General features: G+C 72.3%; 21 protein-coding genes. 15 read left to right on the forward strand and 6 right to left on the reverse strand.

Annotation, left to right across the window (positions count from 1 at the left end; genetic code table 11):
• The 7 genes from ACWDX9_RS33050 to ACWDX9_RS33080 form a co-directional block, all read left to right on the forward strand.
• On the forward strand, positions 1 to 228 hold a 228-nt coding region (locus ACWDX9_RS33050), incomplete at its 5' end, for a hypothetical protein (protein WP_449960857.1).
• Positions 229 to 296: 68 nt separating this feature from the next.
• Complete coding sequence (locus ACWDX9_RS33055) at positions 297 to 1,154, forward strand: thiopeptide-type bacteriocin biosynthesis protein (RefSeq protein WP_449960859.1); 858 nt, start codon at positions 297 to 299, stop codon at positions 1,152 to 1,154.
• Positions 1,155 to 1,159: 5 nt separating this feature from the next.
• Positions 1,160 to 3,529, forward strand: a complete 2,370-nt coding sequence (locus tag ACWDX9_RS33060; protein ID WP_449960862.1) for a lantibiotic dehydratase — start codon at positions 1,160 to 1,162, stop codon at positions 3,527 to 3,529.
• Positions 3,530 to 3,582: 53 nt separating this feature from the next.
• Positions 3,583 to 3,729, forward strand: coding sequence for a hypothetical protein (locus ACWDX9_RS33065; protein ID WP_363982701.1), 147 nt, complete (start codon positions 3,583 to 3,585; stop codon positions 3,727 to 3,729).
• An 83-nt stretch (positions 3,730 to 3,812) separates the two neighbouring features.
• Positions 3,813 to 4,994 (forward strand): lanthionine synthetase LanC family protein, encoded by a 1,182-nt coding sequence (locus ACWDX9_RS33070; protein ID WP_449960864.1) that lies wholly within the window; start codon positions 3,813 to 3,815, stop codon positions 4,992 to 4,994.
• Entirely contained in the window at positions 4,967 to 6,790 is a 1,824-nt protein-coding gene (locus ACWDX9_RS33075) for an ABC transporter ATP-binding protein (RefSeq protein WP_449960867.1), read from the forward strand. Before ACWDX9_RS33070 ends, ACWDX9_RS33075 begins: the two co-directional genes overlap by 28 nt.
• Positions 6,783 to 8,651 carry an ABC transporter ATP-binding protein gene (locus tag ACWDX9_RS33080; RefSeq protein ID WP_449960869.1) on the forward strand — a complete coding sequence of 623 codons (1,869 nt, stop codon included), beginning with the start codon at positions 6,783 to 6,785 and terminating at the stop codon, positions 8,649 to 8,651. Before ACWDX9_RS33075 ends, ACWDX9_RS33080 begins: the two co-directional genes overlap by 8 nt.
• Here the strand turns inward: ACWDX9_RS33080 and ACWDX9_RS33085 are convergent.
• The 4 genes from ACWDX9_RS33085 to ACWDX9_RS33100 all read right to left on the reverse strand — a co-directional run bounded on the left by ACWDX9_RS33085 (position 8,648) and on the right by ACWDX9_RS33100 (position 12,684).
• The gene (locus ACWDX9_RS33085; RefSeq protein WP_449960871.1) at positions 8,648 to 10,123 is read right to left on the reverse strand and encodes a protein kinase domain-containing protein; all 1,476 of its coding nucleotides are present in this window, start codon (positions 10,121 to 10,123) and stop codon (positions 8,648 to 8,650) included. The genes ACWDX9_RS33080 and ACWDX9_RS33085 overlap by 4 nt on opposite strands.
• Entirely contained in the window at positions 10,123 to 11,613 is a 1,491-nt protein-coding gene (locus ACWDX9_RS33090; RefSeq protein ID WP_449960874.1) for a protein kinase domain-containing protein, read from the reverse strand. Before ACWDX9_RS33090 ends, ACWDX9_RS33085 begins: the two co-directional genes overlap by 1 nt.
• Before the next feature lie 201 nt (positions 11,614 to 11,814).
• Positions 11,815 to 12,030 carry a hypothetical protein gene (locus tag ACWDX9_RS33095; RefSeq protein WP_449960876.1) on the reverse strand — a complete coding sequence of 72 codons (216 nt, stop codon included), beginning with the start codon at positions 12,028 to 12,030 and terminating at the stop codon, positions 11,815 to 11,817.
• 84 nt (positions 12,031 to 12,114) lie between these two features.
• Positions 12,115 to 12,684, reverse strand: coding sequence for a TetR/AcrR family transcriptional regulator (locus ACWDX9_RS33100; RefSeq protein ID WP_449960879.1), 570 nt, complete (start codon positions 12,682 to 12,684; stop codon positions 12,115 to 12,117).
• Positions 12,685 to 12,752: 68 nt separating this feature from the next.
• On the opposite strand from ACWDX9_RS33100, the gene ACWDX9_RS33105 reads away from it, so the two are divergent.
• Positions 12,753 to 13,244, forward strand: a complete 492-nt coding sequence (locus ACWDX9_RS33105; protein WP_449960882.1) for an FBP domain-containing protein — start codon at positions 12,753 to 12,755, stop codon at positions 13,242 to 13,244.
• Here the strand turns inward: ACWDX9_RS33105 and ACWDX9_RS33110 are convergent.
• On the reverse strand, positions 13,176 to 13,898 hold the full coding sequence (locus tag ACWDX9_RS33110) for a TetR/AcrR family transcriptional regulator (RefSeq protein ID WP_449960885.1): 723 nt from the start codon (positions 13,896 to 13,898) through the stop codon (positions 13,176 to 13,178). The genes ACWDX9_RS33105 and ACWDX9_RS33110 overlap by 69 nt on opposite strands.
• 79 nt (positions 13,899 to 13,977) lie before the next feature.
• Between ACWDX9_RS33110 and ACWDX9_RS33115 the strand changes: the two genes are divergently transcribed.
• From ACWDX9_RS33115 to ACWDX9_RS33130, 4 genes are all read left to right on the forward strand, one after another.
• Positions 13,978 to 14,910: an MBL fold metallo-hydrolase gene (locus ACWDX9_RS33115; RefSeq protein ID WP_449960888.1), complete on the forward strand. Its 933-nt coding sequence runs from the start codon at positions 13,978 to 13,980 to the stop codon at positions 14,908 to 14,910.
• A gap of 117 nt (positions 14,911 to 15,027) precedes the next feature.
• Complete coding sequence (locus ACWDX9_RS33120) at positions 15,028 to 15,378, forward strand: hypothetical protein (protein ID WP_449960891.1); 351 nt, start codon at positions 15,028 to 15,030, stop codon at positions 15,376 to 15,378.
• A 323-nt stretch (positions 15,379 to 15,701) separates the two neighbouring features.
• Entirely contained in the window at positions 15,702 to 17,327 is a 1,626-nt protein-coding gene (locus ACWDX9_RS33125) for a phospholipase A2 (RefSeq protein ID WP_449960893.1), read from the forward strand.
• A 138-nt stretch (positions 17,328 to 17,465) separates the two neighbouring features.
• Positions 17,466 to 19,496 carry a S8 family serine peptidase gene (locus tag ACWDX9_RS33130; RefSeq protein ID WP_449960896.1) on the forward strand — a complete coding sequence of 677 codons (2,031 nt, stop codon included), beginning with the start codon at positions 17,466 to 17,468 and terminating at the stop codon, positions 19,494 to 19,496.
• On the opposite strand, the gene ACWDX9_RS33135 is transcribed toward ACWDX9_RS33130, so the two are convergent.
• Positions 19,486 to 19,812 (reverse strand): hypothetical protein, encoded by a 327-nt coding sequence (locus ACWDX9_RS33135; RefSeq protein WP_449960900.1) that lies wholly within the window; start codon positions 19,810 to 19,812, stop codon positions 19,486 to 19,488. The genes ACWDX9_RS33130 and ACWDX9_RS33135 overlap by 11 nt on opposite strands.
• 397 nt (positions 19,813 to 20,209) lie before the next feature.
• Between ACWDX9_RS33135 and ACWDX9_RS33140 the strand changes: the two genes are divergently transcribed.
• The 3 genes from ACWDX9_RS33140 (at position 20,210) to ACWDX9_RS33150 (ending at position 23,400) form a co-directional block, all read left to right on the forward strand.
• Entirely contained in the window at positions 20,210 to 20,986 is a 777-nt protein-coding gene (locus ACWDX9_RS33140; protein ID WP_449960902.1) for an SDR family oxidoreductase, read from the forward strand.
• Positions 20,987 to 21,061: 75 nt separating this feature from the next.
• The gene (locus ACWDX9_RS33145) at positions 21,062 to 22,339 is read left to right on the forward strand and encodes a hypothetical protein (protein WP_449960905.1); all 1,278 of its coding nucleotides are present in this window, start codon (positions 21,062 to 21,064) and stop codon (positions 22,337 to 22,339) included.
• Between the two features lie 116 nt (positions 22,340 to 22,455).
• A complete protein-coding gene (locus ACWDX9_RS33150; RefSeq protein WP_397374202.1) occupies positions 22,456 to 23,400 on the forward strand; it encodes an NAD(P)H-binding protein in 945 nt (314 codons plus the stop codon).
• Positions 23,401 to 23,410: the final 10 nt, after the last annotated feature.

Consider the following 23,410-nt stretch of genomic DNA (forward strand, 5'->3'; position numbering starts at 1 on the left):
CGCGAGGGCCGCCCGGACGCGGCGGCCGAGCACGTGGCCCGCGCCGGCGCCCGCCTCGACGGGGTGCGCGGCGCGGGCGCCCGGATCACGCCCCTGCTCGTGTCGCTGCGGCTGGCGGTCCGCTGCCGGGACCGCGGGCTCGTCGACCGGGTGGCCGGCCTCGCAAGGACGGACGCCGAGGTGAAACGCGACGTCAGAGCCCTGCGCACGATCGGCGCGCTCGTATGAGCCGACTATGAACCGACTCTGAAGCCCCTCCCTGACGATCGTAGAGACGGCACCGAGGAGGTGGGCGAATGAAGCGGTCGGCGGAATCCGAGGTCCTGCCGGGGACGGTCCTGGAGGACACGGCGGAGCGCTGGCTCCAGTTCGGTCTCACGCCGATTCCGGAGCGGTCCGGCGACCTCTACGCGGAGCTGGCCGTGACCGCCCGGCAGGCCGTCCGCGACGGGCTGGCCCGCGACTTCTTCTTCATGCACAAGCCTCCCGGCCTGCGCATCCGGTTCCGGCCGGCGTCGCCCGAGCTCGACCCGCTGGTGCGCGACCGGCTGACCGCCTGGCGGAGGGACGGCGTGCTCGGCGACTGGCGTCCCGGCGTGTACGAGCCGGAGACGTACCTGTTCGGCGGGCCGGAGTCGATGCGCAGCGTCCATCGGGTCTTCACCGCCGACTCGCTGGCCTGGCTCGGCTACCACCGGCTCCGCCTGGCCGGTCACGGCCCGGGCCCCTCGTGGGCGATGTCGCTGCTGCTGCTCCGGTCGCTGTTCGGCGCGCTGCAGATCGTGGGCTGGGAGGATCTCGGGGTCTGGGAGCGGGTACGACGGCACCGCCCCCTCGCCGCGACCGCCGTCGCGGATCCGCGGCTCGCGCGGCTGGCCGCGGCGCTGCGAAAGGTCTGGCCGTCGCCCTACGCGCTGGCCGCCAAGCTGTCCCCCGAGGCGGCGGACCTCGCCGAGGACCACCGGCAGGTCGTCCGGCAGGAGGGCGAGCGCTGGTTCCGCGACTACTTCGAGAGCGGATCGGCCGCCATGGGACCGCGCGCGGTGGCGTCGTACCTGGTCATCTTCCACTGGAACCGGGCGAACCTGCCGTCGGTGCGGCAGGCCCTGATCGCCGAGGCGCTGCTGGCCCGTGAAGAGGGTGACGCGCGGTGACCACGATGAGCGAATCGGCCGTGCTCCGCGTCGCGGGGCTGCCCATCCGGCTCTGGCTGGCGGCCTCCTCCCCCGACCTGTTCGCGTGCGTACGCGCGCTGAACCACGTCCATGACGACTACCTCCGGGAGGCGTCCGACCTCGCCGGACGGCTCGGGGACGAGGTGGTGCCGAGGCCGGAGCTGCCGGCCGCGGCACGGCGGGCGGTCCTCGCCGTACGGCGCCGCCTGCACCAGGGCCAGGCGCTCACCGGCGACCAGGCCCGCCGCCTGCGCGAGATCGTGGCGGCCCCGGGCCTGACCGCCCACCTGGACCGCGTGGCCTCGCTGTCCGCCGAGCTCCTGCGGCTGGAGGAGCAGGCCGGGGCCCAGGTCGAGAAGGAGCACGACCGCCTGCTGGCGGCGCCGTGGCACCTGCTCGGCTCCGTGCCCGGCGGCCGGGCCTGCCTGACCTCCGACGTGCTCGCGGACATCGAGCGGCGGCTGGCCCAAGGCGAGCCGTGGACCTCCAAGAAGCTGCGCAGGCGCAGCGACTACCTCTGGCGGATGATCGCCCGCGGCGCGGTCAAGACCACGCCGCGGACCTGGCTGGGCCAGGTGTCACTGGTGCCCGTGGCGAGAGAGTCGTCCGGCCTCTCGGTGAACGGCCAGGTCGCCGTCGACTGGACGGAGAACGTGCACGCCAGGAGGCTGGAGCTGGCACGATCGGCCGCGGACCGGCTGCGCCGGGATCAGCGGCTGTCGATGACCCCCCTGCACCGGGTGGAGGGCGACCGCCTCGCGGTCTGGACGGTCGATCCGGCCTCCGCCACGCCTGACCTGCTCGTCTACCGGCTGCGGCGGAGCCCCGCGCTCGACCGCATCGTCGAGTCCCTGCGATCCGGCGTCCGGCCGGTGTCCGCGCTGGAGCCCGGCTCGCCTCCGGGTCTCGTCGGCAAGCTCGTCCGGCTCGGCGTGCTCGAGGTCTCGGCGCCGCTGAGACAGCGGCGCGGCCGATGGGAGAAGACCTCCGGCTCGACCGCCTCCGACGCCGGTGCCGGGTTCGTCGACGTGTACCGGCGCGCCGACGGCGCCTTCACCGCCGACCTGGCGGCCCTGCAGCGGGCCTTCGAGCAGTACCGCAGGCTCGGCCTGCTGATCGGCGAGGACGAGCCCAGGCCGGAGAGCAGGCTCCGGGAACGGATCGGCCCGCGACCGCGCCCCGTCATGGACGTGTTCGCCGAGGAGCTGGCGGCCCGGACCGAGGAGGGAGAGCTGACCCGCCACGCTCTCCCGCAGAACGCCTGGCCCCCGGCGCACCGCCCCGGCTCCGGCTACGCGCGGCTCCTGGACCTGATGGCCGCGTCGCCGGATACCGCGCCCGTCATCGACGTCACCCCGGCGATGCTCGACGCCGTCGGGGCACCGGACGCCCCGATCACCTGGCCGGTCGACTGCGTGGTCCGCCCGCTCCCCGGCGGCGGGTGGGTGCTGGACAACGCCGGCCCGGCCGCGGTCCTCGACGCGCGCTTCGTCGAGACGCTGCGGCGGCTGCACGGGACGGTGCCGGCCGCCGACGCCTACCGGGCGTTTCTCGCCGAACTCGACCGAATCAGTGGCGTACCGTCGGTGGAGCTGCTGATTCCGCCGCTGGTGCCGCAGGCCGCCAACGCGATCCGCAGGCCGAGGTACACCTCCCTCTGGACCGGCGACCCCGACCCCGGCCATTACGGCACGACGTGGCGTACCGGGGCGGCGCGGTACCTGCCGCTGGGAGAGCTCACCGCGCACCGTGAAGCGGATCGGGTCGTGATCTCCCACGCCGGCGAGCCCGTGCGGATCTGCACCCATGCGACGCGCAGCCCTCTGACGCCGTGGAGCGTGCTGACCCGGATCCTGTGCGCCGACTCCCAGCAGCATGCCCCCCGGTACCGCCGGTTGCGCTGCTCGCTCACCGCGTTCCCCGGACGCTCCTTCGTCCCCCGGATCACCGTGGCGGGATCGCTGGTGGTCTCCGCCGCGCAGTGGCGGATCGCCGCCGATCGGCTGAACCTCGCCGGCGGCGGAGACCTGGCCGGGCTCCGGACGCTCAGCAGGCTGCGGGACCGGCTCGGGCTGCCCCGGTGGGTGTTCGTCGCCGGCCCGTCCGGATACCGCCCGCTGGCCTGCGACCTGGAAAGCGTGCGCGCGGTCCGGGTGTTCGAGCAGGCCCTGAAGGAGCTCGCGGCCGGGGACGAGCTCACCGTCACGGAGATGTTGCCCGCGGCCGACGAGCTGAGCGTGTCGGACCACGGTACCGAGCGCGTGGCCGCCGAGGTCGCCGTTCGATTGCCCCACGCGGTGCCGCCCACAGCGCTGGCGGCCGCCGCTGCCCAGATTTCGGCCGGAACGACGTGACCGGCCGGATGCCCGAAACACCCCGTCAAGACAAGACAGAAAGGTGGCCAGCCATGTCCGAGAACACCACCCCCGAGCCCCAGGACATCCCCGAGCCCCAGGACGACGTCGAGGAACTGGTCGACGAGCTCGAGGTCCACAGCATTTCGGACCCCGCGTTCACCGACCCGTGCAGCGGAATGTGCACCGGGACCTGCTGAACCGCGATCGCCAGGGGCGCCGCGAACAGGCGGCGTCCTTGGCGATCCACATGTGAGACGGCATCCGCTGAAAGGGCATCGTCGTGACATCGACCCACGTGCTCGATCGAGCCGCCGTGCAGGCGGTCGCCGAGACACTCCTTCGGGAATACGCCGTGCCGGCCGAGCCGGCGCAGAACAGGCCGGACTCCGGACCGGCCATCCTCGCCGCGCTGGCCGCCGGTCAGACTCGTCCGCCGGACGAGTCAGCCGCCTCCCGCGCCGTGGTCACGTGGCTGCGCGACTTCCGCAGCCCTCACTACCACCCGGGCCTTTTCGGCGGCGGCGCGTCGTCCAGGATGTTCGGCCTGCGGATCGCCGCCACGGCGTGGCCGAGGCTGAACGAGCCGCTGGCGAAACAGCGGGCCAGGCTCATCGAGTACGTGGCCGCCCCGCGCTGGCGGACCGCGAACGTCGGATGGGAGGACTACGACCTCATCGTGGGCCCGGCGGGCGTCCTCGTGGCGTTCGCCATCGATCCCGGCATCGACGCCGCGGGCCGGGCACCGCTGATCGCCCGGCTGGCGCTGCTCTGCGAGGACGAGGCACTGTCCAGGTTGCGGGTGGGCCAGTACCAGGGCGAGAAGCTGCGCGGCTGGAACGTCGACCGCATCAATCTGGGCCTGGCCCACGGGCTGCCCGGCATCGTGACCGCCCTGCGCGCCGCCGCCGACGCCGACGGGCTGAGCGAGGAGCTGAACGACCTGCTGCGCCGGCTCGCGGGCCGGCTGGTGGCCGAATCCTACGTCGACGACAGAGGCGTGATCACCTGGCCGTTCGGGACCACCCGGCTGGACGGCCATCGCGCGCCTAAGGGAGACGGGCGGCGGCAGGCGTGGTGCTACGGCTGTCCCGGCAACGCCTGGACACTGTGGGAGGCCGCACGCGTGCTCGGCGACGACGACCTGGCCGCCTTCGCCCTCGAGTCGGCGCGATCGTTCCTGGCGGCGTACGACGATGACCTTTATCTGGACGACCTGGGCATCTGCCACGGGGCCGCCGGGCTGATGCTCGTGTTCGACTCCTTCGCCCGATGCGCCGGGCTGCCGGAGGCGGCGAAACTCGCGGATCACCTGACGGACCACCTCATGGGCCGCCTCGACGAGCCCGCCGCGCTCGCGGAGACCGGCTGGTCATTACTGATGGGCGCACCCGGGATGCTGTCCGCGCTGCTGACGAGGAGCGGAGGTGACCGGCGATGGCTGGCCGGACTGGGACTGAGGTGACCCACGGTCGCGGCGCGAGCGGCGTGCTGGAGGTGATCCGCCTCCTGCCGCGCGTGTCGCTCCCGCTGACCGCTGCCCTGAGCGCCGTCGTGCTCCTGCAGGCCCTGCTGAGCACCGGATTCATGCTGGCCGGCGCCGCCGTCGTCGGAGACGTGGCAAGCCGTGCGGCCGGGGACGCGGGCCTCGCGCTGGATCTGGCCGTCTTCATCGCCGTCTTCGTGGCGCGGCTGGCCCTCACGCCCGTCCTGGGGATGATCTCCGCCGAGCTGGCGCGGCGGCTCAACGCGACTCTCGGCCAGACGACCCTCGAAGGAGCGCTCCGGCCGGTCGGCATCGGTCATCTCAGCGATCCCGCGATCGCCGACCGCATCCAGCTCGCGCAGGGACTGGCGACGGGCTATCCGCCCGGCGACGCCGTGACGTCTCTCACGAGGCTCGCGACCAGCCGGTTGGGCGGGCTCGCCGCGGCGATCCTGCTCGCCACCGTCGAATGGTGGCTGCCGCTGCCGCTGGCCGCCGCCTGGATCACGCTGTCCCGATGGCGGCTGCGCGAGGTCAGGAAGGCCGTGGACGCCGAGGAAGAGTCGATGCCCGCGCTCCGGCAGGCCGCCTACGCCCGCGATCTCGCGATCGGCGACGCCGCGGCCAAGGAGGTCAGGGTCTTCGGCTTCCAGGACTGGCTGCACGACCGCTTCACCCGGGCCTGGCTCGTCGGCATTGACGCGCTGGCCGGGTCGGGCCGGCTGCCCAGCAGGACGGTGGGCCCGGTCCTGCTGGCGCTCTCCCATGCCGCCGTGTTCGCGTACCTGGCCTTCGCCGTGGCGGGCGGGCGACTCGACGTGGAGTCGATCACCGTCGCCCTGCAGGCCATCGCGGCCATGGGCGCGCTGGGCTGGATCGGGGACATCCAGTGGATCCTGGCCCAGGCGAGCGCCACCGTGCCGCACGCCCTGGCGGTCGGCCGGCTCGGGGTGGAGGCCGAGCTCAGCCGGCCGGACACCGTCGCGCCGGACGAGCGGTGGCCCGCGCAGGGGATCCGGTTCGAGGACGTACGGTTCGGCTACCCCGACCGTCCGGTCCTGAAGGGCCTGGACCTGAGCATCCCGGCCGGTTCGTCACTGGCGATCGTCGGGATGAACGGCGCGGGCAAGAGCACGCTGATCAAGTTGCTGGCCCGGCTCTACGACCCCGTCTCCGGCCGGATCACGGTCGACGGCGTGGACCTGCGTACCCTCGACCCGCTCGCCTGGCGCCGCCAGCTGGCGATCGTCTTCCAGGACTTCGTCCGCTACGAGCTGTCCTTGCGGGACAACGTCGGATTCGGACGGCTCGACGCCGACCGCTCCAACGGCGCGTTCGACCGTGCCGCCAAGCTCTCCGGCCTCAACGACTTCCTGCCCAGGCTGCCTGCGGGGTGGGACACCCCGCTCAGCCGCAGGTTCGAGGGCGGCACCGACCTGTCCGGCGGCCAGTGGCAGCGCGTCGCGCTGGCCCGCGCGCTGTTCGCGGTCGAGCACGGCGCCCGCGTGCTCGTCCTCGACGAGCCGACCGCCAACCTCGACGTGCGCGCCGAGGCCGAGATCTACCAGCACTTCCTGGAGATCACCCGCGGGCTCACCACGATCCTGGTGTCCCACCGGTTCGCCACGGTACGGCTGGCGGACCGGATCTGCGTGATCGACGGCGGCGAGGTCATCGAGTACGGCTCGCACGAGGAGCTGATGGCACTCGACGGGCGGTACGCCCACCTGTTCACCCTGCAGAGCGCGCCGTTCAGGGAGGCCCGCCATGTCTGACCGAACCTCCCCGCGCGTCGCCGTCCGGGCCATGGCCCTGCTGATCGGGGCCGCCTTCAAGGCCGACGCCCCCCGGGCCGCCCTCGTCCTCGGGCTCGCGCCCGTGGTCGGCGCGGTCGCCGCCGTGACGGCGGTCGGCCTGCAGCGCATGGTGAACTCCGCGGTCGAGGCGGACCTGCCCGGCATGCTGACCGCAGCCCTCATCCTGGCGGGCGCGCTCATCGCCGGCCAGCTCGCGGGCACGGTCGCCGCGGACCTGCGCATCCGGCTCCAGCAGCGGGTCGGGCTCCTGCTCGACCAGCGCATCATGGCGATGACCAGCGGGCTGCCGCATCTGGACCACCACGAGTACCCGCCCTACCAGGACCAGCTCGAACTGCTCCGCAGCCACCGCACCTCGCTCGGCTCGGCCTTCGGGGCCCTGGTGGAGAACCTGCGGGCGCTCGTCGCCTTCGGCTCCACCGTCGCGCTGCTGATGAGCGTCCGCCCGGAGTTCCTCCTCCTGCTGCTCCTGGCCCTCCCCACGGTGCTCGCCGTACGGCGCGGCGAGCAGGCCACCGCCAGGGCGGAGGAGACGACCGTGGCGCCGGCGCGGCTGCGGCAGGGGCTGTTCACGACCGCGTGCTCCCCGAGCGCGGCCAAGGAGCTGCGGGTCTTCGGCCTGCAGGAGGAGATCGCCGGCCGCCACCGCGCCCTGTGGGAGCAGGTCGACAGGCCCCGGCGGCAGGCGGAGGTCCGTACGGCCATGTGGACCTCCGTCGGCTGGCTGATCTTCGGCGCGGGCTTCGCCGGCGCGCTCTACCTCGTCGTCACGGCGGCGCTGCGGGGCCAGGCGAGCCCCGGTGACGTCGTCCTCACCATCGCGCTGGGCGGCCAGCTGACCGGCAGCGTCTCCGGGTTGATCCAGATGCTCACCTGGATGCAGAAGACGCTGCGCGCCATGGGCTACTACCTGTGGCTGGACGACCACGCCAGGGCCCGCATCCGGCCGCGGGAGGCCGGCGCCCCCGCGCCCTCCGCCGGCTCCGACCTCGTCCTGGAGAACGTCTCCTTCAGCTACCCGGACGCCGCCCGGCCGGTCTTGCGGGACGTGTCGCTGCGGCTTCCCGCCGGCCGCACCGTGGCCGTCGTCGGCGAGAACGGCGCCGGGAAGACGACGCTGGTCAAGCTGCTGTGCCGGCTGTACGACCCCACCGCGGGCCGGATCACGTACGGCGGGAGCGACCTCGCAGGCTACGACGTCCAGGCCTGGCGCGACCGGGTGACGGCCTGCTTCCAGGACTTCTGCCGCCTGGAGTTCCTGCTGCAGGAGTCGGCCGGCATCGGCGACCTGCCCCGCATCGACGACGAGCCCGCCGTCAGGGACGCCCTCGACCGCGCGGGCGGGTCCGGACTGCCCGGCCTGCTCCCCCATGGCCTGCGGACCCAGCTCGGCCCCACGTTCCCGGGCGGCACCGACCTGTCGGGCGGGCAGTGGCAGAAGGTCGCGCTGACCCGTTCGATGATGCGGGACGCGCCGATCCTCCGCGTCCTCGACGAGCCGGCCGCCAGCCTCGACCCGGCGAGCGAGTACGAGATCTTCCGGCGCTTCCAGATCGCCGCGAGCCAGACGGAGAACGGCACGATCACGGTCTTCGTCTCGCACAGGTTCGCGACCGTGCGCACCGCCGACCTCATCGTGGTCCTGGACGGCGGCACGATCCGCGAGCTGGGCAGCCACGCGGAGCTCATGGCCCTGGACGGCCTGTACGCCACGCTCTACCGGCTGCACGCCAAGGGGTACGAGGAGACGAAGCCCTCGTGGACCGACGCCCTGGACAAGGACTTCGAGGACGCGCCCCCGGTGGCGGCCGAACTCTAGGAGTAGCGCTCGCACACCGTGAACGCCACTCGCCTGGTCGCCTTCGAGGGTGTCAGCAGGTGGAAGACGATCGTGTGCCGGCCCGGTTCGAAGGCGCCGAAGGGGTTGCGGCGGTTCTTGGTCGTGCCGGTCACCCAGTCCGTCTTCCAGCCCTCGTCCTGGCCGTCCACCACCCAGCGGTAGCCGTACTCCACCTGCCTGCCCGACGGGCCCCTGAGCGAGGCGACCGGGAAGAGGCTGGGCGACCAGCAACCCTTCTCGGTCTGCAGGCCGTCCAGCGTCAGGGACACCAGGCGTACGGTCCCCGCCGGCGCGGCCGTGGTCTTCGTGGCCTTCGTGGGCCTGGGGGTCGGCCGGGCGCGGGAGACGGTGGGGGTGGGGGTGGAGCCGGCCGTCCTGGTGGGACGCGCCTTCCGGACGGGCGCGCTGGGTGTCTTGGCGGGGGTCCTGGCAGGTTTCTTGGCCGACGTACCGGGTGTGCCGGTGGCGCCCTGGCCCGCGGCCGAGGGTGAGGGCGCGGGTGTCGTCGCCACGCTGGGGGCGGCCGTCGTCGCCGGTGCGGGCATCCACATGATCGCCCCGGCCACCAGGACCCCGGCCACCGCCAGTGCCCCGGCGCCCGCCAGCAGCGCCTTTCCGCGCGGGCGGCTCGCCACGGCGACGTCCCGGCGGCCCGCGACCTCGCCCGTCGGGCCGGTGGGCGGGGCGCCGATGAGCCGGAGCAGGACGTCCTGCATGGCGGGCCGGGCGGCGGGGTCCTTGGCCAGGCAGGCCAGCACGATCGGACGCAGCGGACCCGGCAGGTCGCCCAGGTACGGCTGGTCGTGCAGGATGCGCCGGATCACCGCGGGCAGCGAGTCGTTGCCGAACGGAGGCGTCCCGGTGGCGGCGAACACCATCACTGACGCCCACGCGAACACGTCCACCGCGGGACCGAGCGGCGCGCCCGCGAGCTGCTCGGGCGCCATGTACGCGGGCGTGCCGACGATGCTGCTCGTCACGGTCAGCGAATGGCCGGCCGCGCGGGCGATCCCGAAGTCGATGACCCGCGGCCCGTCCCGGCCGAGCAGCACGTTCGCGGGCTTGAAGTCGCGATGCACCACCCCGGCCCGGTGGATGGCCGCCAGCGCGGTCGCGGTCGCCACCGCGAGCCGCTGCAGGTCGGCGCCGAAGTGGCGACCGGCCTGGTGAAGCGAGGGCCCCTCGACGTACTCGGTCACGATGTACGGCCGCCCGCCCAGCGAGGCGTCGAGCACCTGAGCGATGCAGAACGGCTCCACCCGGCGCGCCGCGTCGATCTCCTTGGCGAAGCGGTGGTCGTCGGCCAGGCCGTCCACCAGCACCTTCACCGCGACCCGCCGCCCATCGGGCCCCTGCCCCAGGTAGACCACACCCTGGCCGCCCAAGCCCAGCCGCCCGAGCAGCCGGTAGGGGCCCACGGCCGGGGGATCCTCCGGCAGGAGCGGGTTCATCACTCCGTCCCGACCGGACAGATGGTGAACGAGAGCGCCCTGGACGCCGTCGCGGGCGAGGTGACGCGGAGGGTGATCTTGTGAGGGCCGTTCGACGTCACGAGCGGGCCGACGACCTGCATGGTGTGGGATTCGGCGATGACGGACTCGGAGCGCTCGACCACGCGTCCGTCCAGGATCCATTCGTAGTGGAACCTGGTGGCCAGCTTGGTCCCCTCGACCAGGCCGAAGGTGTTGGTCTGGCCGATCTGGCAGTCCTGGGTGTTGGCCTTCCTGGCGCCCATGGCCCGGATCCACACCACCCGGAAGGAGCCGCCGCCCGACGAGGGCTTCGCCGACGCGGTCGTCGGCTTGGGAGCGGGCTGCGTCGGCTTCACGGTCTTCTTCACGGTCGGGGTCACCGGCTCCGACGGGCTCGTGCTCCTTTTCGGACGCTGGCGCGCTTTGGTCGAAGTCGGAGTCGGAGTCGAAGCGGGAGCCGGGGTCGAGGTCCGGGCCGGCGTCCCGGCGGAGGTCAACGCCAGCGCCTGCGTACTCGGCCGCTGTGGCTGGAACCGGACGTTCGTGGCGGCCCAGGCGACGGCGCCCGCGACCGCCAGCGCCCCCACCCCGGAGACGACCGCGATGACCGCCGTCCCCTTCCCGCGCCGCCGCCGTCCCGGGACCGTGGACACCCCGCTGCCGCCGCCGGCCCCGGCCGGAGGCCCGGGGCCCTGTCCGCCCAGGAGCCACAGCAACACGTCCTGCATGCTCGGCCGATGGGCCGGATCCTTGGCCAGGCACGCCAGGAGGATCGTGCGCAGCGGTTGCGGCAGGTCGCCGACCTGCGGCTCGTTGTGCAGGATGCGGTTGATCACCGCGGGCAGCGAGTCCTCGCCGAACGGAGGCGTCCCGGTGGCGGCGAACACCATCACCGACGCCCACGCGAACACGTCCACGGCCGGCCCGATCCGCTCACCGGCGAGCTGCTCGGGCGCCATGTAGGCGGGCGTCCCCACGATGCTGCTGGTGGCCGTCGCCCCCGCTTCGACGGACCGGGCGATCCCGAAGTCGATCACCCGCGGCCCGCCCTGCCCGAGCAGCACGTTGGCGGGCTTGAAGTCGCGGTGGACGATGCCCGCCTGGTGGATGGCCGCCAGCGCGGTCGCGGTCGCCACCGCGAGCCGCTGCAGATCGGCGCCGACGTGACGACCGGCCTGCTGAAGCGAGGGCCCTTCGACGTACTCGGTCACGATGTACGGCCGCGGGCCCAGCGAGGCGTCGAGCACCTGAGCGATGCAGAACGGCTCCACCCGGCGCGCCGCGTCGATCTCCTTGGCGAACCGCTCGTCGGCGAGCCCTTCGCGCAGCACTTTGATCGCGACCGGGCGGCCGTCGGGCCCCTGGCTCAGGTAGACCACCCCTTGGCCGCCCGCACCCAGCCGCCCGAACAACCGGTAGGGCCCCACGGCCGTGGGATCGCCCTCCCGCAGAGGCTCGACGCGCGACATGGGACTCCTGTGACGACTGTATGGGATCTTCGGCACCATAGCGGGAAATGTCAGGCGCAGTGAGCCAGTCGGGTAAACCCGCGCGAGATCAGGCGGGTACTCGGTGACGATGACCTCGGTGTCGGCCGTCTCGTGGACGGTGGCCCGGTCGACGCCGGTGAACTCCTGGACGCCCACCACCGAGGCGAGCACTGTCAGATGTCAGGCATGGCGGCGCACCCGCTCGTACGCGCACCTGGCCGACCGGCCTCGCCGAAGGCGGCGGCGAGCGGTGGCCGGACCGCAGCAGGGCGGCACGAACACGGGCGCGGTGCGGGGCGGACGACCTCGGCGGGACAGATACCGCCCCACGTTCCGCCGCAGGATGACGGTGCCGGCCAGCACCACCAAGGCGATGAGGAAGGCGCTTTCGGCCACTTTTCTCGCCTCCTTACAGCGACTGCTCTTCGCACGACACTCGGCGCAGAAGCTATATATCCGCCACAGGGCCGCTACAGAGCTTCAGGCTCCCGGCCAGTTTCTGAGCAGGACGTCCAGCGCGTCCAAGGCCCTGGACCACGACACGTCCGCGCTGCGCGGGTTGGTGGCGAACCGGCCCGTCGTCTCCAGGGACACGTATCCATGGAAAGTGCCGCCCAGCAGCCGTATCGCGTCCGTCTGGTCGGGATCCGACAGGTCGTAGCCGCGCAGGAGCGCCCGCGCCAGCTCCGAGTGCCGGCCCGCCGCGCTGGTGGCCGACGCCACCGGGTCGAGTTCGAGCTGCGTGGCGGCGTACCTGCCCGGGTGCTCCTTCGCGTAGTCCCGGTAGGCGTTGGCGAAGGCCACCAGCGCCTCCTTTCCCGCCCGGCCGGCCAGCGCGGCGGCGACCCTGTCGGCGAGCTCCCCCATGGCCAGCTCCCGCACCCTGAACCGCAGGTCCTGCGCGTCCTTGACGTGCGCGTACAGGGCCGCGGGCTTGACCCCGAACCCGCGCGCGAGCGCCGAGACGGTCACGTTCTGGAAGCCGATCTCGTCAGCCAGGTCCGCCGCCGCGCTGGTCAGCCGCTCCGGGGTCACTCCCGCCCGCACCATGCGCCCGCCTTTCTTACACCCTTTAAGTATTTGCATAATAGCCTTAAGGAGAGCTAGCCTCGCCGCCCATGAGACCAGTCACCGAGCGGGACATCCGCACATCGTTCATCAACTGCTCCAAGGGCGAGACCCAGCGCCTCAGCATGCCCAGGGACTTCACGCAGAGCCCCTGGGAAGACCTCGACTTCCTCGGGTGGCGAGATCCGGGCGCGCCCGAACGCGCCTACCTGGTGGCCGAACGCGACGGCTCCTTCGTCGGGATCGCGCTCCGGGTGACGTCCGGCTCGTCGCGCGGCTTCACCTCGCGCAGCATGTGCTCGCTGTGCCTGACCATGCACACCAGCGGCGGCGTCGCGCTGATGACCGCGCGCCGGACCGGCGAGGCCGGCCGTCAGGGCAACTCGGTCGGGCAGTATCTGTGCACCGACCTCGACTGCTCCCTGTACGTACGCGGCAAGAAGAAGGCCGCGGGCGACGGGGCCATCGACGAGTCACTCAGCCTGCCGGAGAAGGTCGCCCGCACCCGGGCCAACCTGTTCGCCTTCCTGGCCAAGGTGTGACCGGCGGCGGTCGGTGTGCGTGGTGTGGACGGCGGGCCAGCCCTCGGAGGGGGCGGGCTCCTGGCACAGGCCGTTGAGGGTGGCGCGGATGACGCGTTCGGCCTGGAGGTCGAAGGCCCGGGCGTCGTCGACGCGGATCAGGCCGTCGATGAGGAGGACCGCGAGGCCGTGGATGGGCGCCCAGACGACGAACTCGGCCCCCGGGCGCGACGCCGCCGGGAGGGCTCCGAGGTCGGCGAGGCGGTCGAGCTCGGCCGTCAGGACGTCGTGCGGGTGGGGCGAGACGCGGGAGTCCGGGCCGGTGGCGCCGGCCCCGAAGACGAGGCGGGCCACGGCCGGATCCTCGACCGCCCAGTGCAGGTAGCCGCGACCGAGGGCGATCAGGCGCCGCAGAGGATCAGCGGTCTCGTCGGCGGCCCGTTCGCAGGCGTCCGCCAGGTGGTCGCCGAGGCGGGAGAGGATCCGTTCGGACAGGGCGCGGACGAGCGTGTCGCGCGAGGCGAAGTGGTGGTAGGCGGCGCTGGGGCTGACGCCGACGCGGGCGGAGGCCTCGCGTAGCGACCAGTCGTCGGCGCCGCGCTCGCGCACGAGCCCTTCGGCGGCGTCCAGGAGTGCCGCACGCAGGTCGCCGTGGTGGTAACGCCCCTTGGCCATGAGCCGATCTTAACACCGATCAGATCCGTGTTACGCTGCGCGAAAAGCCATCTCAACACTGTTCAGATTGGAGTGGGTCATGTGCCCCACCGCGTCTTCGCCGTCCGCCGGACAGAGCGTCGTGCCGGACGTCCGGCAGAGCCCGCCGCCGATCGTGCGGGGCGAGCCGGTCGAGGTGGCCGACGGCGTGTACGTCATCCCGGACGGCCGCGTCGAGCTCGTCCCCAACGTGGGCATCGTCGTGGGCGAGCGGGCCGCGCTGGTGATCGACACCGGCATGGGACCCCGTAACGGCGCCCACGTCCTGGAACAGGCCCGCCTCCTGGCCGGCGACCGGCGCCTGTACCTGACCGTCACCCACTTCCACCCCGAGCACGGCTTCGGCGCGCAGGCCTTCCAGGGGGCCGCGACGATCGTCTACAACGCCGCCCAGCGCGCCGAGCTGCGCCGTAAGGGCGCGGCCTACCTCGACATGTTCAAGGGGCTGAGCCCCGCCGTCGCGGCCGAGCTCCAGGACGTCACCCTCGTCGACCCCGACCTCGTCTACGACGGCGAGGCGGAGCTCGACCTCGGCGGCCGGACCGCGGTCCTGCGCACCGCCGGCCCGGCGCACACCGCCTCCGACCAGGTCATCCTCGTCGACGACCGCATCCTCTTCGGCGGCGACCTGTTCGAGACCCGCATCTTCCCGATCACCCCGTACCTCCCGCCCCATGACGTCGACGTCGACGGCTCCCGCTGGATCGACGTCCTCGACCGGCTCATCGCCCTCTCCCCCGAGGTCGTCGTCCCCGGCCACGGCGAGGTGACCGACGCCTCCCTGCTGCACGACGTCCGCGACTACCTCGCCTACGTCCGCGCCGAGGCCGCCCGCCTGCGTGCCTCCGGCGCCTCCGAGGAGGAGACCGCGGCGGCGATCGACCAGGCCGCCCGCGCCCGCTGGACCACCTGGGAGCGTCCCGAGTGGATCGGCTTCGCCGCCCGCGCCTTCTACCACGAGGCCGCCTCATAGCGTCCGGACCTGCGGCGACGTTGGGCACGGAGAGCACAGGCCGTACCGGCCGGGGCAGCACGGGCTGAACCTCGGTCGGGGCGTGCGCGGGAAAGACTCGCAGGCCCGGTGGCCGGTGTGCCGCCTGCCCCCAGCCGCACCTCCCGGGAGCGCGGACTGCACCGTCTCCCCCAGCGGGACCGCCTGCACGAGATCGACGCGCCGCGCAGCCCCTCCGTGCACACCGTCGCCGACCCGGTGGCGCAGTCGCAGTTCTCGCACTACTCCGTCGCGGGCATGGCGGTCCATGCGCACGCCGGCTTCATCGCCTTCACCAGGCTCGGCGACCCGGCGCCGCCGTACGGCACGATGGCGCTGACGGGCGCGCTCGCGTACGCCATTCACACCCTCGCCGAACGCCTGCCGGCCCCGGTGCCGAAGCGAGCATTGACCCCCGGGGGCAATGGCGTGGCAATCCCCCACGGATAATGGTCGGCGGAACCGCCATAAAATCGCTACATTACCGCCATACGAATTCAGCAGCGCATCGGTCCATCTTGATCAGATACCTCATAAGGGCGCCATAAATTCACCCGAAAAGCCGCTCTGGCCTGGGATTATGCGAGCGCCGACGGTGTCCGGAAATGCGGGTTCGTCGAACGCGTCACCGCTTACAGAAGGGCGCGAAGGGTGCGACTCCGAATGCGATTTGAGCACCGATCTGAATGGCTGTCCAGACCCTTGTGGAGTGAATTCCGATCATCTACTGTCCAGGTGATCAAATCACTCACCCGCGCACTCGGGAGGCCCAATTGCGCCGATTAACGACCGCCGTCGCCCTTTCGGCGGTGCTGATCCCCTTCCTCTCTCCCGAGGCCTCCGCCTCCACCGTCGCCGTCGCCGAGCCGCCCCCGGCCGAGGTTCAGGAGGTCGGCCCCGGTCAGTACTTCGCCGACTCCGGCACCTTCAAGATCGCCGAATCGGACGTGTCCTTCGCCGCGATCGGCCGCCGGCACGGCGTGGCCGCCGCCAACGGAGATCTGGCCCGGCCGCAGTCGGCCCCCGCCACCCGCCCCGAACTGGCCGTCTTCGGGCCCGGCTGGCAAGGGGAGTTCCTCGGCGGGGCGATCAACCGGAAGCTGGAGGTCCAGAACGGCGCCGTCGTCATCACGGACCTGGAAGAAGGGGGTTCGACCCGCTACGACCTGAAGAGCAGCGTCTCGCTGCCGGGCGGCGGCGGCATCAACACCTACGAGGACGCCACCGGCGCCAAGCTCACCGAGACGACCAAGTGGGACGCGACCGCCGGCGCGATGCGTACCACGATGGCCGAGGCGATCACGGTGGATCCGACCACCCAGGACGCCGGTGACGACACCTTCACCGACGCCAACGGCAACCCCGTCAGCGCGGCCGACCTCAAGTTCAACTACACCTGGGCGCAGCCGGCGGGCCTGCAGAGCACCGACACCTGGCGGGTGACCAGCGTCGGCACCACCGCGTACGGCAGGTCGACGGTCGGCTACGACACCCAGGGCCGCATCAGCACCATCAAGGAACCGGCCGGGGCCGAAGCCCCCGAGACCACCCTCGCGTTCACCTACGCCACGTCGACCACGGCCGGCACCTCCTCGCTCGGCGACTTCACGGGTCGGCTCAAGGAGGTCGCGGTCACCCTCGGCACCGAGGCGCCGCAGATCGCGGCCCGCTACGCGTACGACCTGTCCGGGCTGCTGCGCACGGTGTCCGACCCCAGCGACGGCACCACCCAGGCGACCTACGCCTACGACGAGATCGGCCGCCTGACGTCGATCGACTCGCGCAGCAACGGCGCGTGGCAGCTGAGCTTCCCGGCGGGCAGCGCGGTCCCCCAGGCGACCTCCGTCGACGCCGACCGGCCGACCGCCGACACGCCGATCGAGGGCTCGGGAGGGATCCCCAGCCCCGTGACCCCGGAGCCGCCGCCGGGCGACTTCATCCCGGGCGGCATCGACGGCACGCAGGCCTATCCGAAGTACTGCCCCACGGCCAAGGACTGGATGTGGTGGACCAAGATCGGCTGCATGGCCTACGCGGCGCACTACGGCTGGCACAGCCCGAGCTGGAAGCGGACCGCCAGCGGCTTCAAGGTCATGGGCATCAACCACGACCACTGCACCCAGGCTCCGGACCGCCCCAGCGGCTTCGACTACCGGCCGGCCTGTGACTCGCACGACTACGGGTACGGGCTGATCGGCAACACGTACAAGAAGTACAAGTACTACCTCGACCGCAGCCGCAAGGCCGACGTGGACAACAGGTTCTACATCACGCTGCGCGACAAGGTGTGCGGCGGCTACTTCATCCTGGTCCGCGGGACCTGCCGGCGGATCGCCCTCGTCTACTGGGCCGCCGTCCGCGTCAAGGGCAACCCCAAGAACGGCGCGAACGCGACGTAACCACTCGCTGTGACCCCACAGGCCGGACGGCGGGATCGATCGCCGTCCGGCCACCCCCTCATGTCGGCGTCGTCACCATGGAACTCTTCACGTAAGGCGCGATATGTCATGAAATTTCCGGTCTTATCCTGTGTCATCGTGGCATTCGCGGCCACGACGCTCGTGAGCGTGCCGGCCCACGCGACCTCGGCCAACCTGGAGCAGCAGACCACCCAGCAGACCACAGCGGCGGCGCCGACGGTGGAGCCCGAGCTGCGCACCAAGCTGGCCGCCGGCGGCAAACTCCGGGTGAACGTGGTCACCAAGTCCCGGACCGACCTGCCCGACGCCTCCGCCAACGGCCAGGTCCTGCAGACCTCCTCCCGCTTCCCCATGGTCACCCTGCGCGTGGACGCGGCGGCCGTGGACCGCCTGTCCAAGCTCGCCAACGTGGTCAGCGTCACCGAGGACAAGCCCGTACCCCCGGTGCTGGCCCAGAGCATCCCCCTGATCGGCGGGGACCGCACCCGCGCCGCGGGCATGACCGGCGCCGGCAGCGTCGTCGCCGTCCTGGACACCGGCGTCGCCGTCAACCACCCCTTCCTGGGCAGCCGCGTCCTCGAGGAGGCCTGCTTCTCCCCCGTCGACGCCGACTACTCGGCCACCAGCCTGTGCCCCGACGGCAACGCCGAGCAGGAAGGCCCCGGCTCGGCCGACACCGACACCGGCCCCTGCGCCGACGTCGCCCTCGACTGCGACCACGGCACCCACGTGGCCGGCATCGCCATCGGCAACGGCCAGAACGTCACCGGGGCCCCGCCCGCCGGCGTCGCCCCCGCCGCCGAACTCGTCGCCATCCAGGTCTTCAGCAAGTTCACCTCCGAGGACTTCTGCGGCGCCGGCGCGGCCCCCTGCGTGCTCAGTTTCACCAGCGCCCAGATCGCCGGCCTGGAGAAGGTCCTGGAGCTGCAGGAGGGCGGCACCCCCATCGTGGCCGCCAACCTCAGCCTCGGCAGCGGCCGCTACACCGCCGCCTGCGACTCCGACCCCCGCAAACCCGCCATCGACGCCCTCCTGGCCGCCGGCGTGGCCACCGTCATCGCCTCCGGCAACAACGGCTACGGCGACGGCATCAGCGCGCCGGCCTGCGTCTCCTCGGCCATCGCCGTCGGCAGCACCACCGACACGGACACCCCGTCCACGTTCAGCAACCGCGGCACCCTGCTGGACCTGTTCGCCCCGGGCACGGACATCGTCTCCTCCATCCCCGGCAACAAGTACGCCTCCATGAGCGGCACCTCCATGGCCGCCCCCCACGTCACCGGCGCCCTGGCCGTGATGCGCCAGGCCCAGCCCACCACCGCCGTCTCCCAGCTGGTGACCACCCTGAAGACCACCGGCAAGGTCATCACCTACACCGGCGCCACCACCCCCCGCATCCAGCTCGACACCGCCGTCCTCGGCAGCACCAACCCCACCCCGGACCCCGACGCGGACCCCTGGCCGCTGCCCAACTACACCAACGGGACCGACTACGCCATCCCCGACCACGGCTACGTGGAATCGAAGATCGTGGTCAACGACCTCATCGGCAGCGCACCCGCCAACATCGAGGTCTACATCGACATCCACCACACCTGGCGCGGCGAGATCAAGGCCGACCTGATCGCCCCGGACGGCAAGATCTATCCGCTGCGGGCGCCCGCCCCCAACGACAGCGCCGACATCATCCACGAGACCTATCACGTCAACGCCAGCGCCTCCCCGGTGAAGGGCACCTGGAAACTGCGCGCCCAGGACGTCGAATGGCTCGACACCGGCTACATCGACAGCTGGACCATCAGGCTGCCCTGCTTCGGCGCGTGGGACGACGTGCCCATCCCCGACCCCGGCAGCGCGGAGTCCCAGATCGTGGTCGGCTGGCTCTCCGGCAACGCCCCCTCCAACGTGACCGTCTACGTCGAGATCAACCACACCTGGCGCGGTGACCTCAAGCTCGACCTGGTCGCCCCGGACGGCAAGGTCTACCCGCTACGGGCACCGGCACCCAAGGACGACGCCGACGTCCTGAACGAGACCTATCACGTCAACGCCAGCACATCACCAGCCAGCGGCAGCTGGAAACTCCGCGTCGAAGACGTCACATCCGGCGACAAGGGCTACATCAACGGATGGACGCTCACCCAGTGAGGGAACGCGGCGGCCCGCCGAGCCGCCGCGCACCCTCGGCCAGCTCGGCGACGTCGGCGGCCGCCGCGAGGCCGAGCCGCAGGTAGCCGCCCGGAGCCTCCGCGGCGAAGTAGTCGCCGCCCGCGCTGATGACCACACCCCGCGCCCGCGCCGCCTCGACGGCGGCGTGGTCGTGGCCCGCGCCCATCCGCACCCACAGGTGCAGCCCTCCGGTGGGGATCTGCCCGGGCACCCAGCCGGGGACCTCGCGGGCGAGCGCGGTGACCAGCGCGGCGCAGCGTTCGCGCAGCGCGTGGGCCCGGCCTGGGACCGGCACGCACGTGCCGGTCCCGGGCCGGGGTGCTGAGCAGTTCGACGGCCGCCTCCTGGAGGGGGCGCGCGATGAAGAAGTCGTCGACCCGCCGCATCGCGCGCAGCCGTTCCATCACCGGGCCCCTGGCGATGACCGCGCCGATGCGCAGGCTGGGCGAGGCGGGTTTGGTCAGGGAGCTCACGTGGACCACGGTGCCGTCGCGGTCGTCGGCGACGAGCGTGGGAGGCACCGGCGCGCCGTGCCCGAGATGGCGCGCGAAGTCGTCCTCGACCAGGAAGGCGCCGGCCGCCCTGGTCATGGCGATCTCGACGATCAACGCCTGGAACCGCATCAACATCACCCTCCGCAACGCCCCTGCCCAGCACCGCGCTATCGAGCAAACGCTTGGTAGAGTCAGGGCGTGCTGCTCGATGACAAGGTCGCGGTCGTCACCGGGGCGGGCCCCGGGCTGGGGCGGACCCTGGCGCGCCTGCTGAGCGAGGAGGGCGCCAGGGTCGTCGTGGCCGCCCGCACCCCGGCCACCGTCGAGCGGACCGCCGCCGCGGTGCCGGGCGCGCTGGCCGTGCCCGCCGACGTGACCAGGACGGAGGACGTACGGCGGCTCGCCGGCACCGTGATCGACCGCTTCGGCCGGGTGGACGTGCTGGTCAACGCCGCCTTCCCCGGATCGCACCGCAGGAACGTGCTCGACATGTCCGACGGCGACCTCGAGGCCTGGCGCGAGGCCGTCCAGACGGGCGGCTACGGCACCCTGCTGGCCTGCAGGTTCATCGCGCCGCACATGGTGGCCCAGGGCTCCGGCTCGATCGTCAACATCACCTCCATGTCCTCCCGCACGGGCTACGCGGGCCGCAGCGACTACGCCGCGGGCAAGGCCGCCGCGCACCTGCTGTCCCACTGCCTCGCCGACGAGCTCGGCCCGTACGGGGTGCGGGTCAACTGCGTCGCCCCCGGCTGGATCGCCAGTGACGTGCTCGACGACTGGATGCGCACGCGGGCGGCGGCGGAAGGCGTGCCGTTCGAGGAGATCCTCGCCCGCGACGTCTCGGCGATGGCGCTGCGCCGCATCGCCACCGAGGAGGACGTGGCCCGCGCCGTCCTCTACCTCGCCTCCGACCACGCCAGAGCCCTCACCGGCGCCACCATCGACGTCAACGGCGGCCAGCTGTTCACGTAAAACGCGATCTTGTCTGTGGCCCCGGAAGTGATCACACTCAGGTTCGAAGCTCGGCGTCGAACGAGGAGCACCTCCATGACCACCCCTTTGACCTGGCTCGTACGGATAGGTGCCGCGTGCGTCCTGGCCGCGCCCGCGCTGTCGCCCGGCGCCGCGTCGGCCCTGACCACGGCCACGGCACCACTCCAGCCCCTGAGCCTGACGGGCCTCGACCTGCGCGCCGGATCCGACCCGTACACCGTGCCGCTCACGGCGGAGTACGAGCAGGTGGGCATCGGCGGGGCGCTCAGCGGGACCGACCGCGTCGCGCTGCCCGGCAACGAGGACCCCGGCTGCGCCGCCCGGGCGGCCTATCTGCCGCGCGTGCCGGTCCGCTCCTGGTTCTGCTGGCCCACCGCCGCCCAGGGCGACAAGGAGGACCTCCCACACTCCCCCTGGGTGCCACAGGGGCTGGCCACCTCGGGCGAGGCCCAGCTCGACGGCACCCCGATCGGCGGCGACCACCGGGCGCTCATCACCAGCTGGGTCTGGCTGAACTCCCCCGACCCGGACAACCCCGACTACCGCACCAACTCCGTGAACCTGTCGGTGGTCGACCTCGACGACCGCCGCTACCGCAACGTCCTGCCCGTGTGGGTCGACGGCCAGGGGAAGCTGCGGCGCGTGTACGGTCACGGCGGCGGCCTGGCCTGGTACGGCCCCTACCTGTTCATGACCTCCAGCACCAACTGGAACGGCTACTCGGGCCCCGACTCCACTTACAACACCATCCGGGTGTTCGACACCCGCAAGATCTATCGCAAGCGGGACGGGAGCGGCGGCGACTACAAGTACGTCATCCCCGAGGTGCGCCACTACATCACCCCCATCCGCCTGGACTACGTCTCCCTGGACCGCCACAGCTCCGGCGGCGCCAGCCTGATCACCGGAACCTACAAGGCCTCCAGCGGCTCCACGGGCTCCCCGGCCGGCACCAAACTGGTCCGCTACCGGTTCCAGCCGCCCCCGGACGGCGACTACCGGCTCATCAACGCTCCCGTGCAGGCCTGGGTGTCCACCGTCCCGGCCGACCCCGCCGACGCCATCAGCGACGTGCAGGGCGTCCAGTCCGACGGCGACCTCCTCTACATCAACATGGCGGCCGGCGGGCACCCCGGCCCCGACCCCAGGAGACGCTTCGCCACCGTGAACGTCGCCACCACGCCCCGGACGATCAGCGCCCACACGAGCTGGGCGTACCGGCCGGAGGACCTGTCGCAGTGGTACGCCACCGGCGAGCTGTGGGGGCTCACCGAGGGCGAGGAGGAACGGGTCGTCTTCTCCGTCGCCATCGCCGACGTCGATCCCTCCTGAGCTCGGCACCACTGGCGAAATCTTGATGGTCCCGGATTAACGACATCGCCATCCGCCGGGCGTCCCGGTGGAGGAATCGTCCCGAGTTTGCTGGGGTGAGGTCAGGGAGGTGACCGATGCCCCAGGACAGACCGATTCTCGTCACGGGCGCCGCCGGCAGCGTCGGAGCGGTCGGCCGGACCGTCGTGGAGACGCTGCGGCGCCAGGGGCTCCCGGTCCGGGCGCTCGTCCACCGCGAGGACGAGCGCGCCGAGGCGCTGCGGGCCACGGGGGCCGAGGTCGTCGTCGCCGACATGACGCGCGCCGCCGACGTCGTCCCCGCCATGCACGGTGTCGGCCGGGTGTTCTTCAGCATGAGCGTCTCGCCGTCGTACCTGGAGGGCGCGGTCACCATGGCGACCGTGGCCCGCCAGACCGCCGGCATCGGGGCGTTCGTCAACCTCTCGCAGATGACCGTCTCCGGGATGACCACCACGAGCACGGAGGAGTCACGCCAGCAGCGGCTGCACTGGCTCGCCGAGCAGGCGCTCACCTGGTCCGGGCTGCCGCTGGTCGTCGTCCGGCCCACGGTCTTCCTCGAACACCCCTTCTTCACCCTCTTCGCCGCCGCCTCCATAGCCGAGCGGGACGAGATCCGCCTGCCGTTCGGGGGCGCGCGGACCTCGCCGGTCGCGGCGGGCGACGTGGCGGAGGTCGTCGCGACCATCCTGGCCGCCCCGTCGCCGCACGTCGGCAAGGTGTACGAGCTCACCGGCCCGCGCTCGGAGGACATGAACGCCGTGGCGGCGGAGTACTCCGAGGCCCTGGGGCGGCGCATCACGTACGTGGACATGCCGCTGAAGGAGTGGATCGAGCGGGACCTCCGCAAGGCGAAGCTGCCGGACCACGTGGCCGAGCACATCTCCACCATGGCGCGGCTGCACGCGCGGGGCCGCTACGCCCGCCTGACCCACGACGTCGAGACCATCACCGGACGGCCCGCGACGAGCGTCAAGAACTTCGTCGCCGGTCACGCGGCGCTCTTCGGCGGCACCCGGGTCGGCCCCGGAGGCCTGCGGTAGCGATCATCGG

Source organism: Nonomuraea sp. NPDC003201, from assembly GCF_053590415.1.

What these genes read in the sequence shown, in the direction of transcription:
- ACWDX9_RS33055 (WP_449960859.1), top strand. Translation starts at nt 297, where the DNA reads ATGAAGCGGTCGGCGGAATCCGAGGTCCTGCCGGGGACGGTCCTGGAG.
- ACWDX9_RS33060 (WP_449960862.1), top strand. Translation starts at nt 1,160, where the DNA reads ATGAGCGAATCGGCCGTGCTCCGCGTCGCGGGGCTGCCCATCCGGCTC.
- ACWDX9_RS33065 (WP_363982701.1), top strand. Translation starts at nt 3,583, where the DNA reads ATGTCCGAGAACACCACCCCCGAGCCCCAGGACATCCCCGAGCCCCAG.
- ACWDX9_RS33075 (WP_449960867.1), top strand. Translation starts at nt 4,967, where the DNA reads ATGGCTGGCCGGACTGGGACTGAGGTGACCCACGGTCGCGGCGCGAGC.
- ACWDX9_RS33080 (WP_449960869.1), top strand. Translation starts at nt 6,783, where the DNA reads ATGTCTGACCGAACCTCCCCGCGCGTCGCCGTCCGGGCCATGGCCCTG.
- ACWDX9_RS33085 (WP_449960871.1), bottom strand. Translation starts at nt 10,123, where the DNA reads ATGAACCCGCTCCTGCCGGAGGATCCCCCGGCCGTGGGCCCCTACCGG.
- ACWDX9_RS33090 (WP_449960874.1), bottom strand. Translation starts at nt 11,613, where the DNA reads ATGTCGCGCGTCGAGCCTCTGCGGGAGGGCGATCCCACGGCCGTGGGG.
- ACWDX9_RS33100 (WP_449960879.1), bottom strand. Translation starts at nt 12,684, where the DNA reads ATGGTGCGGGCGGGAGTGACCCCGGAGCGGCTGACCAGCGCGGCGGCG.
- ACWDX9_RS33105 (WP_449960882.1), top strand. Translation starts at nt 12,753, where the DNA reads ATGAGACCAGTCACCGAGCGGGACATCCGCACATCGTTCATCAACTGC.
- ACWDX9_RS33110 (WP_449960885.1), bottom strand. Translation starts at nt 13,898, where the DNA reads ATGGCCAAGGGGCGTTACCACCACGGCGACCTGCGTGCGGCACTCCTG.
- ACWDX9_RS33115 (WP_449960888.1), top strand. Translation starts at nt 13,978, where the DNA reads ATGTGCCCCACCGCGTCTTCGCCGTCCGCCGGACAGAGCGTCGTGCCG.
- ACWDX9_RS33145 (WP_449960905.1), top strand. Translation starts at nt 21,062, where the DNA reads ATGACCACCCCTTTGACCTGGCTCGTACGGATAGGTGCCGCGTGCGTC.
- ACWDX9_RS33150 (WP_397374202.1), top strand. Translation starts at nt 22,456, where the DNA reads ATGCCCCAGGACAGACCGATTCTCGTCACGGGCGCCGCCGGCAGCGTC.